Here is a 15,605-nt window from a genome sequence, read left to right on the forward strand (position 1 = left end):
AGTATGAAAAGGAAGGCCAAAGTCATGAAAAAATTAATGGGTGTGATGGCAGTTGCAACTCTCTCCACCTTTATGCTGGCAGGTTGTGAAAGTATGTCTGCCAATGAGCAGCGTATCGGTGCTGCCGCCTTAGGTGGTGCAGTCGGTGGTGGTGTAGGTAATAGTGTCGGGGGTGGTCTTGGTTCTGCAGTCGGTGGTGGTGCAGGCGCAGCCGTGGGAAGTAAGTCCCAAGGTGGCTCAAACCGTAATGCGACCTATAGTGGTGTCGGCGGTGCTGTAGGCTCAGCTGTAGGTAAAAGCATATTCGGTGGGAATGCTGGTGCTGCGATTGGTGGTGCAATCGGTGGTGGCGCAGGTGCTGCGATCGAACAGGATAACCGCCGTCGTTAAGTCTACACTGACTTTAAATCGATTCAGATCTAAAAGCGCCCATGTGGCGCTTTTACCTTATCCAGTTTTTTGAATTTTTCCTTTGCTTTGTTTGCGCCGGATATAAACCGTTTTTTGTACTTCGGCAATTCGAACGCCAGCCTCATCATAGATATTGAGCTGGTAATGGCGATACACTGGCGCATTATCGGCTGCCAGATTGATAATCGTGGCAATTTCTTCAGCAGAAATCCGAATGTCCGCCACCACTGTGCCGCGACCCGGTGCCAAAAACTGAATGCTGGCGCCTTTATCCCAGACCAGATATTTCGGCCCCAAATGATGCATCAGCAATAACATGTAAAAGGGATCGACCATCGAATACAGGCTGCCACCAAAATGCACACCGACAATATTCTGGTTTTTACGGGTCAGCGGCATTTTGACCCGAACGTGATAATGATTAAAATCAATCTTATTAATTTCAATGCCTGCACCACGATAAGGGGCATAGCGGTTCAGAATAAATTTTGAAACCAGAGGCAGTTTTTGAATTTTCTGGAATAGGCTCATACTGACATTCTTTTTGCGGCTGTGATTATGCATACTAGAGCAACAAAAATGCGCTGGCATTGATCAATCATGCCGATTTATAAACTAAGTGGTCAATAATAAAAACAGGATCAAAAGATGGAAATGCACATGCAATGGGTCGATACCACGGATCAGCAGCGTCTCTGTGTCAAAACTTATGGACAACCAGAACAGCCGGCCTTGGTACTGGTTCATGGCTATCCTGATCATCAAGCGGTTTGGGAGCCAGTCATTGCTTATTTGAGTCAGGATTATTTTGTTGTGAGCTATGATGTACGTGGCGCAGGTGAGTCCAGTATTCCTCAAAAAATTTCGGATTACCGCCTGGCACGCTTAAGTCAGGATCTGGAAGAGGTAGTGAGTAAGGTATTGCCGAATCGTGGTTTTCATCTGGCAGCGCATGACTGGGGTTCAATTCAGTCTTGGGAATCTGTCACAGATTTAAGATTCAAAGGCCGAATTCTGTCTTATAGCACGCTGTCTGGCCCTTGTCTGGATCATGCTGCTTTCTGGATGCGCGAGCAGTTCAATCAAGACAAAGCAAAATTTTTAAAGCAAATGAGCAAGTCCTGGTATATCGCGGTATTTCAGTTGCCTTTACTAGCCCCCTTGGCCTGGAATTTTTTTAATCCGCAGCGCTGGGCCAAGATTGTCCGGCAATTAGAAAGACGGGACGATCTGCCGCTGAACCCGAAGATCGTCAAAGATGGCAAGTATGGGGTAAACCTGTATCGGGCCAATTTTTTACCGCGTTTGGCCCGACCACGGCAGCGCTTTGCCATCTGTCCGGTACAAGCGATTGTACTGAAATATGACCAGTTTGTCGGGCCTGATCTGGTCGATGAGATGGCAAAATGGGTCGATAATTTCTCTAAAGTGGAACTGGACGCCAATCACTGGGCAATTCTGAGCCAGCCAGAACAAGTGGCTCAATTAATTGATCACTTTATTCAGCGTCAATCTGCTGAAGTCGTCTAATCAGCCTCAGCACTGAACATGACTGCTGAAAGGAAAAGTGGCGGAATTTTTATCCGAATTTTCTGATAAAATAGCCGCTTTCTCTCTATTCCGATTCATTATGTTCGCAATTCTTGCTGCTATTGGAGTCATGTTCGGACTCTCATTGGCACGTGTACCTGTGGTTTTTGCCCTGGTCATTGGTGCTGTTACGGGTGGTTTACTGGCAGGTCTTGGCCTTCAGGGAACCTTGGACGCGTTTAACAATGGCTTGGGCGGCGGTGCCAAAATTGCCTTGGCTTACGGTATTTTAGGTGCATTTGCTTTGGCGTTGGCACGTTCAGGTTTGCCGGATTTGTTGGCGTATAAAATGATCAACACCTTAAAAGGTGAGGCTGATTTTAAAGCACAAAACCGGGTGAAATATCTGATCTTTTTTACAGTAGCCATTGCTGCGGTATTTTCCCAGAACGTGATTCCGGTACATATCGCCTTTATTCCAGTCCTGATTCCACCATTATTGACTGTATTTAACCATTTAAAGCTCGACCGTCGTTTGATTGCCTGTTTGCTGACATTTGGTCTGGTGGGAACCTATATGCTGATTCCAGTCGGTTTTGGTGCAATCTTCCTGAATGACATTCTGGGTCATAACATCAATACCTTTGGTAAGCCATACGGATTTGAAATTAGCTATGACCAGATTCCATCTGCGATGGCAATTCCAGTATTCGGGATGTTTGTAGGCTTATTGGTGGCGATCTTTATTAGCTATCGCAAACCACGTCAATATCAAGATATTCATGTCCAGGAACAGCAAAGTATTTCCGCTGAATTGGGTGTGGCTGAGCAGGTTAAACCGCAGATTGCCAAATTTACCATCTGGATGGCAGGTCTTGCAGTTATTGCCACATTGGCGGTACAGCTTTATTCAGACTCGATGATTCTGGCTGGTCTGGTCGGTGTCGCGATCCTGAGTTGTGCCGGGATCTTTAAATGGAAAGAAGCGGATGATGTGATCATTACCGGTATGCGCATGATGGCGCTAGTTGGCTTTATCATGATTGCGGCACAAGGCTTTGCCGCGGTGATTGAAGCGACTAATCAGGTACCAACCTTGGTTGAAGCATCAGTAAACTGGATTGGTAATAGTCAGGCACTGGCCGCATTTCTGATGCTGTTGATTGGTTTGCTGATCACATTGGGCATTGGTTCGTCTTTCTCGACTATTCCTATTCTGGCGATTATTTATGTTCCGCTGTGTATCCAGTTTGGTTTCAGCCCGGCTGCGACCATTGCCATTATCGGGACTGCGGCGGCTTTAGGCGATGCCGGCTCTCCAGCGTCAGATTCAACTCTAGGCCCAACATCCGGTCTGAATATGGATGGTCAGCATGACCATATGAAAGACAGTGTGGTTCCAACTTTCATTCATTTTAATATCCCGCTGATGATTTTTGGCTGGATTGCGGCGATGGTGCTGTAATTTAATTATACGGACTTGAGTGAATATTAAATTCACTCAAGGAGTATTTTAAATAGCTTTATAATATATATTTAAAATACATGTTTTAATAGTTTTAAATATAAAAATGAGTTTATTTCTTTAAATAACCTTATTTAAATCTGATTAGATTAGTTGGTATTAAAACCAACCAATTTAGTATATTTAAAATAAATAATATATAAAAACAATAACTTAAATAATATTTATAATTTAGTTTTATAATCTCTATTGCATATTAAATCCCTCCACGTTTATCATTAAATTAATATTTAAATTCTTAATAAATAATCTTCCAGTGGGGTATTTTAAAATGTTAAAACAAGTTGCTATAATTGCATTAATGGGTCTTTCTGCATCTGCGATGGCAGGTCAATGGCAAGTGAAAGTCGGTGGTTCTGTATTGGCGCCACAGAATGACGACAACGGGACATTGAATATTGCTGGAAAAGCAGAAGTAAGTAATGAAATTGGTTTTACTCCATCTGTTGAGTATTTTTTTGAAAATTCACCTCTGTCAGTAGAAGTTCTTTTAGCAACGCCATTTACGCATGATGTTGCAACTGAAGCTTTTGGTGAGAAAACAGCTGAGTTTAAGCACTTACCACCAACGATTACTGCTAAATACAACTTTAAAAATTCAACTCGCTTTACTCCTTATGTCGGTATTGGTGCAACCGTAGTGGTTCCTTGGGATGAGGAAATTGCATTACCAGGTCATAAGCTTGATGCAGATGTCGCTTATGGTGTAGCCGGTCAGGTTGGTTTTAACTTCCAGCCAGCCGATGCTAAAAACTGGGGTGTATTTGCAGATGTTCGCTACGCTCAAGTTGAAACAGATCTTACTTTGACAACGCCTGATGGTACAAAAGTCGACTTGGGTGAATTAAAGGTAAATCCTTGGGTATATACAGTCGGCTATAGCTATAAATTCTAAGCTTTCATATTTCTGGATTGATTTTCCAAAGGCCTCATCTTGTATGAGGCTTTTTTTTCAAAATAACAACGATTTATAACCTATTGAAATTGAGCAGATTGGCAATGTTCAAATATATTAAAACGAATAAAGTAAATATTAATTGAATACGACTTAATAATTGAATAATAAGGAAGATCAGCATGAGATTTTTAATGAAGAGTATTGTGATCTTCTGCGGCCTGTTGGTCGCACCTGCCTATGCCGCAAGTTTTGATTGTCAGAAAGCTGAAACCGTGACCGAAAAAGCCATTTGTGAACATCGTCTGCTTAATGATGCCGATGTCAAAATGAGTACCAGCTATCATATCTTACGGCGTATGGTTCCCATGGGCACGCGTTCAGTGATACAGCGCGATCAGGTCAAATGGTTGCAGTTTCGCGACCAGTGTCTGGAATCGGTCTCTTGCCTGAACCAAGTCTATAATATGCGTCAACAGCAACTGGACTTGCAGTTTCAGCGCATTTATAAGCTTGGGCCTTATTAAGTCTGACAGTCGGTCTGGCAAAGATTAAAACCCTGCCAGATCAAGTGCTCAAAAATATCTTGTGAAAAAATATACCACTGACTATTGAAAATTGAGGAACTCACTCCATTCATATAGGCAACAGTATTGACCTGTATTTAAAATAAAAGGAGTGATTAATGAGTGAGTCTAACGCACAAAAACATAGTTTCCAGGCTGAAGTGGCTCAGTTACTACATCTCGTGACCCATTCGCTTTATTCAAACCCTGAAATTTTTCTGCGCGAACTGATTTCGAATGCCTCGGATGCTTGTGACAAATTGCGTTTTGAAGGGATCAATCATCCCGAATTTTATGAAAATGATCCGGATTTACGTGTTCGTGTCAGCCTTGATGCAGAGAATAAGACCATTACCATTTCAGATAACGGAATTGGTCTAAGCGAACAGGAAGCTATTGATAATTTAGGCACCATTGCCAAATCGGGCACCAAAGACTTTATGTCTAAACTGACCGGTGACCAGAAGGCCGATGCCCAGCTGATTGGCCAGTTTGGGGTCGGTTTCTATTCAGGTTTTATTGTGGCAGACAAGATCACGGTAGAATCACGTCGTGCCGGTGCAGATGCATCTGAAGGTGTACGCTGGATTAGTGGCGGTACTGGTGAATTTGAAGTTGAACAAATTCAAAAAGCAGGTCGTGGTACCGATATTATTCTGCATCTGCGTGACGATGCGCTGGACTATTTGCAAAGCCATAAGGTTAAGCAAATTATTAATAAATACTCAGACCACATCAGCCTGCCAATCCAGATGCAAAAAGAAGTCTGGCAGGAGGAAGAAGCGGCTGAAGGTGAAACACCGAAAGGTGGCCAGTATGTCAAGACTGATGAGTGGGAAGCGATTAACTCGGCCAGCGCACTCTGGACACGGAGCAAGTCTGAAATTACTGAAGAACAATATGTCGAGTTCTATAAAAACTTAAGCCATGATTTCACGGCGCCATTGGCTTGGGCGCATAACCGGGTGGAAGGCAGTACTGAATATACCCAGTTATTGTATATTCCAAGCAAAGCCCCACATGACATTTTCACCCGTGAATCAAAAGCCGGCATCAAGCTGTATGTGAAACGCGTCTTTATTATGGATGATGCGGATAATCTGATTCCGAATTACCTGCGCTTTGTACAAGGCGTGGTAGACAGTGCCGATTTACCACTGAACGTCAGCCGTGAGTTACTGCAAGAAAGCCGCGATGTGAAAACCATCCGTGACGGGAATGCCCGCCGTATCCTGACGATTCTGGATCATCTGGCCAAATCTGAAGATGAAAAAGATCAGGAAAAATTCAAGACTTTCCATCAGGAATTTGCTTCAGTGTTGAAAGAAGGCCTGGGTGAAGATTTTGCCAACCGTGAACGTATTTTGAAACTGCTGCGTTATGCAACCTCGAACAATGATGAAGTCAGCACGTCATTGGCAGACTATAAAGCAGGCATGAAAGATGGCCAGAAAGCCATCTATTATGTGACTGCAGACAGCCTGAATGCTGCAAAGAATTCACCGCAGCTGGAACTGTTCAAGAAGAAAGGCATTGAAGTTCTGCTCATGACCGAACGCGTAGATGAATGGGCGATGAACTTTGTGAATGAGTTCGATGGCACGCCGTTGCAAAACGTGTCTAAGGGTGCAGTTGATTTGGGCGATCTTCAGGATGCTGAAGAGAAAAAAGCACTTGAAGAAGCCGCAGCCCAGTTTAAACCGGTGGTCGAGAAGCTGACTGATTCACTCAAAGACAAGACCAAAGAAGTGCGCGTGACTACGCGTCTGGTCGATTCACCGGCCTGTCTGGTGACTGGAGAAGGGGAACTATCTCCACAATTAATCCGTATGCTAAAAGATGCAGGTCAGCCTGTACCGGATATGAAGCCGATTCTGGAAATCAACCCGGAACATCCTTTGGTGAAAAAACTGGATGGCTCAGCGCAGTTTGACGATCTGGCCAATGTGATCTTTGATCAGGCGGTGATTGCAGAAGGCGGATTACCAGAAAATCCTGCTGAGTATGTGAAGCGTATCAATAGCTTGTTGCTTGCTTAATACATGATGCTCTAAGCTAAAAAATCCCTCTACGGAGTAATGCCAGTCAGTTAAGGAATTGACTGGCATTTTCTTTTTCAAATTCATGATTATATCTGATAGATAGAAAAGTCATCCGCAACTGTTTAAGGCATGAGGTGTATTGCACTGCAAGATTTAAAAATGATTGTTTCTGCGACAAATTTACTAATCGATGGTGGTTGACGAGTTTTGCGGTGAGGAGTGTTGCTTCGCAAGATGCCTTCCTTGCGAAGCTTCGCTTCTCATTTGGGCGAAACCAAAGTAACAAATTATTTTTAAGTATTTGATTTATAAATTTAAGACTCCGTCGTGAACGACTAAAAAGTTAAAGAGTCTATTTCTAAACTCCTTAACTGATCAGCATTACCTCTACGGAGGGATTTTTTAGCTTTGCACCGCGCTTGAGTTTAAAACAATGCCTCTAAACGCACCAAAGCACCAACATAGTGATCACGATCTTCGCGATGATCATTCAGATAGTTGAGGTCGGTCTGGACAAAAAACCATTCACGTAAAAAAGGCTGTCTCCAGGACACATACGGTCCCCAGCGATTCAGACGCAGATCCTTGTCATTTAGATAACCGCCAGTATAAATACCATAGCTAAAACGGTTGTCCTGAAAAAACTGATGTTGCCTAAAGGTATAGTTGTCCCAGGTCAGATCATCATCTTGATCATCTGCATAGGTCAGACTGAGCTGATTGGAAAAAAATGCCTGATTGGGACGGGCATGGATCAGTTCCAGATTGGTACGCAAATAGTTTTCACTTTGAATCCCGTAGCGATAAATCTGTTCGGCATGAAAAAAGTAGTCATTTTCCAGTGTCCAATCTTTACTGGCTTTGACGCGCAGGTAAATATCATCTCCGGAGCGTAAACCCAGATCCAGATCGGTTTCAAAAGGAATCCGGTCTGACCATTCCGACCAGCGTAAGGCGAATGAGCTGTTATCCTGGCGTGCGCGCTTGGTATCGAGACGCTTATCTCCAGATGTTGCCGGATTTTCATTGGTAATCGCGACATTACTGTCTAATTCATTGTCCAGACTGTCATCACCGAAGACCAGACTCAGCTTTTGCTCTAAAGTGGGAAGTTTGATTCTGCCACGGATACGGGGCTTAATCTCATAACCCTCATATTCATCCCAGCGATTATCCAAAATGACACGCAGTGTGGCGGCAGCCGGCTGATCCGGATCAGTTTCACCAAACCAGTTATCAATTTTATGCGCAGTACGATCTGCCCATTCTCGGATGCCTTTCTGTTTCTGATCGGCCCATGAATGATTTTCCGTTTCTAACGTTGGCGGGACGATGGCGGTATTCGACTGCTCTGGAAGAATGGTTGGTGTTGCATCAATCAAACGCGGAATTTGATCCAGCAGTCCTGAACGTGCCGGCTCAACATTCTCCGAGCTTTTTTCCTGGTCTGAAGAAGCATCTTTTACTGAATTTGCCCAAGACATGCTACTGCTGATTCCCACGCCAAGAGAGAGCAGGAAGATCTGAGTAATTCGATTTATTTGCATGAGATATTTATTACTCTTGTATTCTTTTATTCAGCTGTAGTTTTCTTAAATATAGCGATAAAAAGCAAGTTAAAGCTACAAAATAACAGCAATTATTCAATGATTTGAGTCTGAATTGCCTGATAAAGCTCCATGACCTGAATGGGTTGCGACATCATTAAAATAATCGTGTGAATTTTTTGCCAGTTTAGCTGTTGATCACGTTGCAGCAAGATAGATGGATAGGCCAGTTCATCCTCTGCGAGAGACAGGCGTTTTTCACCATGAATCACGCGTATTCGCTGATGTTCTTGCAATAAGAGTATCGGTGTAGAGAAATCCGCAAGGGCTTCCTCAAATGAGATAAATTTTTGTTTCTGAATCGAATCTGCCGGAATATAAGGATAATAATCGGGTTGTGTCCAGACTATTTCTGCTTGTTGCAAATAGGCTTTTGACAACAGATGCAATTGCGTGAAACCTGTACTTAATTGAGGCCACGACAGCGATTTAATCGCAGCAGCCTGATACTGATGCTGACTCAACCAATGCTCAATACAATAGTGCGCCTGTAATTGACTTGATGCACCCAAAAGCATCAGATATTTAATAAACTGGCCTTGCCGATTCAGCTGCTCCACCAAATAAACTTGGCGTGCCTGCCAGTGATCTTCTGCGGCATAGTACAGCACAATATCCAGATAGGCTGGATGCCCGACATCAGGCTCCAATTCTAAAGCACAAAGCCGCTGGAGATTGGTATCTTCCGGAGTCAAAGGCTGAACCTGTGCAATCACGTCTCCCAGTTGAATCTCGGTGGGAAAATCGATCACTTCTGGGACAATAATTTTTTCCTGCACAATCGCAGTTTCAGTGGGTAATGGATGATCTAGATACTCAGACGTGGCCTGTATCTGAATGTGTGGTTCATCTGAATGATTTAAGCTTAATGAGTTGATTTTTGCTTTTTGTCGGCCACGATGATATCGAGTCGTGGCCGCCGCTTTTAAGCTGGCTTCTGCTTCATTCAGGGATAAGGCCGGTACAGTCAATGGAGGAGCCGCTTGCAGACCGGTTGTCAATTGTTGCTGTGACAGCCAGATAGAACATTGTTGTAACTCATTCCATTCACTGTTTAGTGCAGGATGCTTCGGTGCCGGAATTAGCCAGACCTGCCAGCCACGCTCAGGATGATGTAGAACTGCCCAGCCTATATCTGGCTGGGTATACAGTGCCTTTTCCAGAGCTGGAATCTCGGTGAAATAACCACGAAAACTTAGATGATAGGGGGTACTGGCAGAAAATTGATAGGCAGCAAGTTCAGGCTGGGTCTGGGCTTTAAACGCTAAAATCTGATTTTTAAAAATAGGTTCATCACAAAGATTAAAGATATCACGAATTCTTTTTTTGAAACGGGCCACGTCGTACAGAGGTAGAGCCTGATGCTCCAGTTGCTGGATCAATTCATGTAATTCCTTGACTAAGTGTGCTTTTTTTAAAGCATTCATTTTATATCTCTAGATATGTTTTAGCGCTTTATCCAAAGTTTGGGCCAGCACCATATTCAGCGCCAACTCGATTAATTTGTATTCAGCAGAATGAGGATCTGTATGGCGTTCTGCCATTTCAATCAGAAAATCAATAGAAATGGACTGAGGTGAAATTTTGCCCTGCACCAATGCCTGAAGTCTGTTCATAACAATGCTTTTGTATTATCAGTATTTTTATATTGCTACAATTATATGCGTAGATCACATGAAATAGTGATTTATTTTAACTGTTTTATATTTATAAACTAGTAAATTTAATGACAAAAAAGCGATCAATATCAATGGAAAATAACAAAATATGAAATGATCGATAATTTTTAAAATACAGATTTTCTTCAGAGAGCAGCTAAATTAAATCGATATAAAAAAACAGGCTGAATCAATCAGCCTGTTTGCATAAAAACTTGTTGGGTATTAAGCAGTTTTTTCAGTTGCCGGCGTTGCAGTTTCTGTATTTACAGTTTCAGCAGGTGCTTTGCTTGCCGGAAAGTCTGGCAGATAAACCACTTGTGCCATTTGCGCTGATGCTTGAACAGAAAAAGCCATAACAGTTGCTGCGAAAGCAAATTTAAGAGCATTCATGGGACGACCTTTAATATCAGGGTGTTCAACAACTTGAACAGAGGGGAGAGTATTTAAACTTGATTCGGGTGAAATCATAGCAAATAAGGCTGAATAGAAAATGATAGATTCGGCAAAAGCAGCACCTAAAAATTAGAAAAATTATTCTACAAAACAATATATTAGTGTATTTGCTCTAGTCTGGGTTTCGGCTGTTTACGGGGCTTTTATGGTTGTTAGTCACAATGGAAATTTGAATATCATGAACTGCCAAAATAAGGTCAACAGATTTTCATCTGCTCAGATGAAAGCTTTGTTCAATCCATGTAAGTTTTTGCTGTCGCTTGTTTACGCGCTGCTGCAATCCTGTGGGAATGAACTAAGATGGATTTTCATTCATGTTTACAATGAGAGTTTCATTATGGCAATTGCAAAAGTGGTGGAAGTTAATTCAAGCAGTACGAAAAGCTTTGAAGATGCGATTCAAACCGGTATTCAAAAAGTCACAGAAACCATCAAAAATGTACAAGGTGCCTGGATCAATGAACAGAAGGTGGTCATCAAAGAAAATAAAATCACGGAATATCGTGTAAATTTAAAAATTAGTTTTCTGGTCGACTAAGTCAATGAGTGTAAATGACATGCAAAAAACATCCCCATCTGAAATGGGGATGTTTTTATAAATTTTCTGAGTTCGATTGCCTAGGCGTATTGCAACTCTCTGTTGAGTATTATTCAGCCGGATTTTCTGCTGCAGTCTCCAGCGCTTTCTCAAAAACCTGCAAGAACACGTCTTTAGGCTGCGCGCCTGCCAAGGCCACACGTTGATCAAAAACAAAGAAAGGTACACCAGTCACTTTGAGCTGATCCTGTGCCACTTCCTGATCAAATTTGACAAAATCGGAAAATTCATCAGAGTCCAGTAAATCATCGACCTCGACCGGATTCAGGCCAATACGTGCTGCGACATCTTCCAGTGTTTCACGCTCTCCAATGGCCAAGCCTTGCGTCATATAGCTATAGAAGAAAGCTTCCTGTGCATCAGTACCCAAACCTTTGCTTTGCGCCAGATGAATAATACGATGCGCATTGAAAGTATTGCCTGAGTTGGCACCTTCCCAGTTAAATTCAATGCCTTCAGCTTTGGCCATCTCGGCAATATTACGCTGCATTTCTTCGACTTCAGCTACGCTACGACCATATTTTTGTGCCAGACGCTCAGAATTGGACACTTCCTGGCGCACTGGTGCTTCAGGGTCGAGCTGGTAACTGTGCCAATGCACTTCAAGTTCAATGCCTGCTTCTTGTGCAGCTGCTTCTAAACGTTTTTTACCAATATAGCAGAAGGGGCAAACCACATCTGACCAGATATCTACGCGCATGTCATGTCTCTAATTTACTCTTGTGTTTAAGTATGAGGGTGAAGAATCAGAATTTAAAGTCCTTGAGCATCAGAAGGGGATTTCTACAGCATATTGGCAGCATGAAGATTGGACGAGAATATGAATGATAGCCTGATGATTTTGTCCAGAGAGTCTGCTTATGGCTATTCAAGAAAGATAAAAATCCCATAAAAAAACGCCCCGTAGGGCGTTTTTCGAATGCAGTCAATTATGCAGTTTTTACTGCAGCTTCAACAGCCAGCATGTGACCATTTTCTTCGAAGTTTGAATGCCAAGACAGCGCTTCACGAAGCAGATGAGGCGTATGGCCGCCTTTTGCAGAAGCACGGTCAAAGTAATCATTCAGGGCATCACGATACATGGGGTGTGCACAGTGATCAATCACTGCACGGGCACGCTCACGTGGCGCTAAACCACGAAGATCTGCCAAACCTTGTTCAGTTACCAGAATATCTACATCGTGTTCCGCATGGTCGATATGTGAAGCAAAAGGCACTACAGAAGAGATGTCGCCACCTTTCGCAATAGATTTGGTCACGAAGATCGCCAGGTGCGCATTACGTGCGAAGTCACCTGAACCACCAATACCGTTCATCATTTTGGTACCGCAGACGTGAGTCGAGTTCACGTTACCGTAAATATCAAACTCAAGTGCCGTGTTGATACCGATAATACCTAAACGACGTACCAGTTCAGGATGGTTCGAAATTTCCTGTGGACGTAATACCAGTTTGTCTTTGTATTGTTCCAGGTTGTTAAATACTTTCTCGCCATATTTAGCAGACAGGGTAATCGAAGAACCTGAAGCAAACTTCATTTTGCCTGCATCAATCAACTCAAAGGTACAGTCTTGTAGTACTTCTGAGTACATGATCAAGTCTTCGAAGTTCGAATCTTTCAGACCGGTCAATACTGCGTTGGCAATTGAGCCAATCCCCGCCTGTAATGGACCTAAGTTTTTCGGTAGACGCTCTTCAGCCACTTCTTTTTCAAAGAAAGCGATCAAATGATTGGCGATGCTTTGCGTCTCATCATCTGGTGCAGTCACTGTAGATGGTGAGTCGTGCAAGTCATTGTTGAATACGATACCGACAATTTTTGCTGGATCAATATTGATCGCATGTGTCCCGATACGCTCATCCACTTGAGTCAAAGGAATCGCTTGACGCGTTGGACGGTATGACGGGATATAGATATCGTGTAAGCCTTCAAATGCCGGGCTTAAGTTGGTATTGATTTCTACAATTACTTTTTCAGCAAAGATTGCAAAGCTTGCAGAGTTACCTACAGATGTGGTTGGAATGATGCCGCCATCTTCAGTGATTGCAACCGCTTCAATGATCGCAACATCTGGTTTTTTCAGCTGTTGGTTACGCATTTGTTCAACAGTTTCAGACAAATGTTGGTCGATGAACATCACTTCGCCGTTGTTGATCGCCTTACGTAAAGTGTTGTCGACCTGGAACGGTAAACGACGTGCCAGTACGCCAGCTTCAGTCAGTTGTTTGTCTAGATCGTTTCCTAGTGATGCACCAGTAATTAACGTGATCTTTAATGGATTTGCTTTTGCTTGTTGAACTAAAGCTAAAGGAACCGCCTTCGCTTCACCCGCGCGAGTAAAGCCACTCATACCCACAGTCATGCCATCTTTGATGAATTCAGCCGCTTGTTCTGGACTGATGACTTTGTTGTGTAGGGAGGCTAAACGGATACGATCTAAAGACATTTTAACTCTCATTAATTCTTAAACTATGAGACGGATTGTACCGCTCAAAAAATGTATTGTGCATAGGTGTTAGGCTAAGGTCTAATTTTTTAGCTAAATGTAGGTATAATAAAAAATGATGATTTTTAAGTGATTGAATTAATGAAATATAAAATGAATTGTATAGAAAAACTACAAAATCATTTGCTCACTGACTGATCGTTTCTTAAAAGCGATCAGTCAGTGTTTGGCGGATTTTATCAAGTGTGGTGGCTGGGGGAGGCGTCTCTGGGTTAAGCTGATTCAAGGGGAGTGAGATGATGGCTTCAAGTCCACCTTCAGGGCGATTATGAATGCGTAATTGACCTTGATGAATATCGACAATCCGTTTCACAATAGCCAGTCCCAAGCCACTGCCTTGGACGGTTCGTGCTGAATTTCCCCGTACAAAAGGCTGCATCAGCGCTTCAATCTGATCTTCCGGAATGCCTTCGCCATGATCTGCAACACAAATTAACAGCTGGTTTTCCTCGACATGTGCAGAGATTTCAATCGGTTCTGAACCATAGCGTTTTGAGTTATTGATCAGGTTGCCAATCAGTCTTTTTAGCGACATGCTGCGCGCCTGAATCATCGGTATTTCTTGCGGACTGAAACGGATGTCGAGCGGTTTAAACTGCTTGACCAGTTCCTGAAGCAATACATTGACATTGGTGTCCTGTGGTTCTTCATCGGAACCATCGCGCATATAGGAAATGAACTGATCCAGAATCGCGTCCATATCTTCCACATCATAAATCAGACCTTCTTTGAGAAAGTCTTCATCGGGCATCATTTCGGCACTGAGACGAATCCGCGTTAAAGGCGTGCGCAAGTCATGTGAAATACCGGCCAGCATGATGCGGCGTTCCCGCTCGGTCTGGTCCAAGGTATAAATCATCTGGTTAAAGGCATGATTGACCTGACGGATTTCCAGTGGGCCATGATTGGTGTCCAGATAAGGTGCTGAACCAATGCGGCTATAACTGTTGGCGGCATTCTGCAAGCGGCGTAAAGGACGGTTGAGCTGACGCACCAAGGTCAGGATAATAATGCCGACAATAATCGGCGTGCCCAGTAACCAGCCCAGAATCAGCTCATTACTATAATTGGCATAGGTTTTTAAAGGCTCTTGCACCCAGTGACCATTCATTTCAGGGGTCTGAATCCAGATGCGCGGGCTTGGTTTAAACTGGAAATAGACTGTGGCTTCTTCAATACGTAGTTCTTTGGCCAGCTTGGTTTCGATCTGCCGGGTAAAAAATTCTGCAATCACTTTTTCCCGGACAGTGGGATACTCTGCCGGATTGGTCACATATTCAATACCAACGCGGTTTTTTAACCAGGTATCAATATCGACTTCCTGCTGTTTATGATACAGGCGCAGATCGGGATTATTGAGAATTTCCAGTTCCATGGCCAGATAGCGCGCATGTTGCTGGATTTCAGGTAAAAATAAGGTACGCCAGAAGAACCACAAAGACATGAACAGGCTGAAACAGACCACAAAGACCACCAGAACTGTGGTACGCATGGCGGCAGAACGCGGTTTGATCTTGTCCAGAAAGCGTTCCCCACGGGTGCGTTTTTTTTCTGAGTAGGTAACAAAATCGGTAAATTTTTGTGGGTCGATGGGGTCGAGTTTCACACTGCGTCCTTTTGCTCAAAAGGGGAGGCTTCCCCCGTAGTTGGATACACGTTAAGGTCATCCGCAACTGTTTGAGGCACGACTCAAGATGGTCAATGATGTTTCTGCGAGAGAATTGCTTGAATGACGGAGGTTGTCGAGTTTTGCGGATGACAATGGTTTTGCTTACTTTTGTCGAAACAAAAGTAAGGCGAACCGCAGGTT

At 43.3% G+C, this 15,605-nt stretch carries 15 protein-coding genes; 7 read left to right on the forward strand and 8 right to left on the reverse strand.

Annotated elements, in window-relative coordinates:
* Positions 1-24 precede the first annotated feature (24 nt).
* Entirely contained in the window at positions 25-390 is a 366-nt protein-coding gene (locus tag FTU90_RS02030; protein WP_005095281.1) for a hypothetical protein, read from the forward strand.
* A 57-nt stretch (positions 391-447) separates the two neighbouring features.
* On the opposite strand, the gene FTU90_RS02035 is transcribed toward FTU90_RS02030, so the two are convergent.
* A complete protein-coding gene (locus FTU90_RS02035) occupies positions 448-942 on the reverse strand; it encodes a DUF4442 domain-containing protein (protein ID WP_218208693.1) in 495 nt (164 codons plus the stop codon).
* Between the two features lie 117 nt (positions 943-1,059).
* Here FTU90_RS02035 and FTU90_RS02040 point away from each other — a divergent pair, with 117 nt between their 5' ends.
* The 5 genes from FTU90_RS02040 (at position 1,060) to htpG (ending at position 6,966) form a co-directional block, all read left to right on the forward strand.
* Entirely contained in the window at positions 1,060-1,941 is an 882-nt protein-coding gene (locus tag FTU90_RS02040; protein ID WP_180071883.1) for an alpha/beta fold hydrolase, read from the forward strand.
* Between the two features lie 100 nt (positions 1,942-2,041).
* On the forward strand, positions 2,042-3,406 hold the full coding sequence (locus tag FTU90_RS02045; RefSeq protein ID WP_005173021.1) for a Na+/H+ antiporter family protein: 1,365 nt from the start codon (positions 2,042-2,044) through the stop codon (positions 3,404-3,406).
* 331 nt (positions 3,407-3,737) lie between these two features.
* On the forward strand, positions 3,738-4,361 hold the full coding sequence (locus FTU90_RS02050) for an OmpW family protein (protein ID WP_180071884.1): 624 nt from the start codon (positions 3,738-3,740) through the stop codon (positions 4,359-4,361).
* 182 nt (positions 4,362-4,543) lie between these two features.
* Positions 4,544-4,888 (forward strand): lysozyme inhibitor LprI family protein, encoded by a 345-nt coding sequence (locus FTU90_RS02055; RefSeq protein ID WP_005095291.1) that lies wholly within the window; start codon positions 4,544-4,546, stop codon positions 4,886-4,888.
* Positions 4,889-5,046: 158 nt separating this feature from the next.
* On the forward strand, positions 5,047-6,966 hold the full coding sequence (htpG, locus tag FTU90_RS02060; protein ID WP_074383935.1) for a molecular chaperone HtpG: 1,920 nt from the start codon (positions 5,047-5,049) through the stop codon (positions 6,964-6,966).
* Between the two features lie 428 nt (positions 6,967-7,394).
* Here the strand turns inward: htpG and FTU90_RS02065 are convergent, their stop codons facing one another.
* The 4 genes from FTU90_RS02065 to FTU90_RS02080 all read right to left on the reverse strand — a co-directional run bounded on the left by FTU90_RS02065 (position 7,395) and on the right by FTU90_RS02080 (position 10,627).
* Positions 7,395-8,516 carry a hypothetical protein gene (locus FTU90_RS02065; RefSeq protein ID WP_180071885.1) on the reverse strand — a complete coding sequence of 374 codons (1,122 nt, stop codon included), beginning with the start codon at positions 8,514-8,516 and terminating at the stop codon, positions 7,395-7,397.
* 92 nt (positions 8,517-8,608) lie between these two features.
* Positions 8,609-10,003: a hypothetical protein gene (locus tag FTU90_RS02070; RefSeq protein ID WP_180071886.1), complete on the reverse strand. Its 1,395-nt coding sequence runs from the start codon at positions 10,001-10,003 to the stop codon at positions 8,609-8,611.
* A gap of 9 nt (positions 10,004-10,012) precedes the next feature.
* Entirely contained in the window at positions 10,013-10,192 is a 180-nt protein-coding gene (locus FTU90_RS02075; protein WP_005095300.1) for a hypothetical protein, read from the reverse strand.
* A gap of 267 nt (positions 10,193-10,459) precedes the next feature.
* The gene (locus tag FTU90_RS02080; protein WP_171063334.1) at positions 10,460-10,627 is read right to left on the reverse strand and encodes a hypothetical protein; all 168 of its coding nucleotides are present in this window, start codon (positions 10,625-10,627) and stop codon (positions 10,460-10,462) included.
* Between the two features lie 400 nt (positions 10,628-11,027).
* Between FTU90_RS02080 and FTU90_RS02085 the strand changes: the two genes are divergently transcribed.
* Positions 11,028-11,228 carry a dodecin family protein gene (locus FTU90_RS02085; protein WP_005095303.1) on the forward strand — a complete coding sequence of 67 codons (201 nt, stop codon included), beginning with the start codon at positions 11,028-11,030 and terminating at the stop codon, positions 11,226-11,228.
* 109 nt (positions 11,229-11,337) lie between these two features.
* Here FTU90_RS02085 and FTU90_RS02090 read toward each other — a convergent pair whose 3' ends face one another.
* The 3 genes from FTU90_RS02090 to FTU90_RS02100 form a co-directional block, all read right to left on the reverse strand.
* Positions 11,338-11,988, reverse strand: a complete 651-nt coding sequence (locus FTU90_RS02090) for a DsbA family oxidoreductase (protein WP_005095305.1) — start codon at positions 11,986-11,988, stop codon at positions 11,338-11,340.
* A 229-nt stretch (positions 11,989-12,217) separates the two neighbouring features.
* Positions 12,218-13,735, reverse strand: coding sequence for an acetyl-CoA hydrolase/transferase family protein (locus FTU90_RS02095; RefSeq protein WP_005095307.1), 1,518 nt, complete (start codon positions 13,733-13,735; stop codon positions 12,218-12,220).
* A gap of 205 nt (positions 13,736-13,940) precedes the next feature.
* Positions 13,941-15,401 (reverse strand): ATP-binding protein, encoded by a 1,461-nt coding sequence (locus FTU90_RS02100; protein ID WP_005172991.1) that lies wholly within the window; start codon positions 15,399-15,401, stop codon positions 13,941-13,943.
* Between the last annotated feature and the right edge of the window lie 204 nt (positions 15,402-15,605).

The sequence above is a fragment of the Acinetobacter sp. YH12200 genome (assembly GCF_013418175.1).
Classification (GTDB): domain Bacteria; phylum Pseudomonadota; class Gammaproteobacteria; order Pseudomonadales; family Moraxellaceae; genus Acinetobacter; species Acinetobacter pseudolwoffii.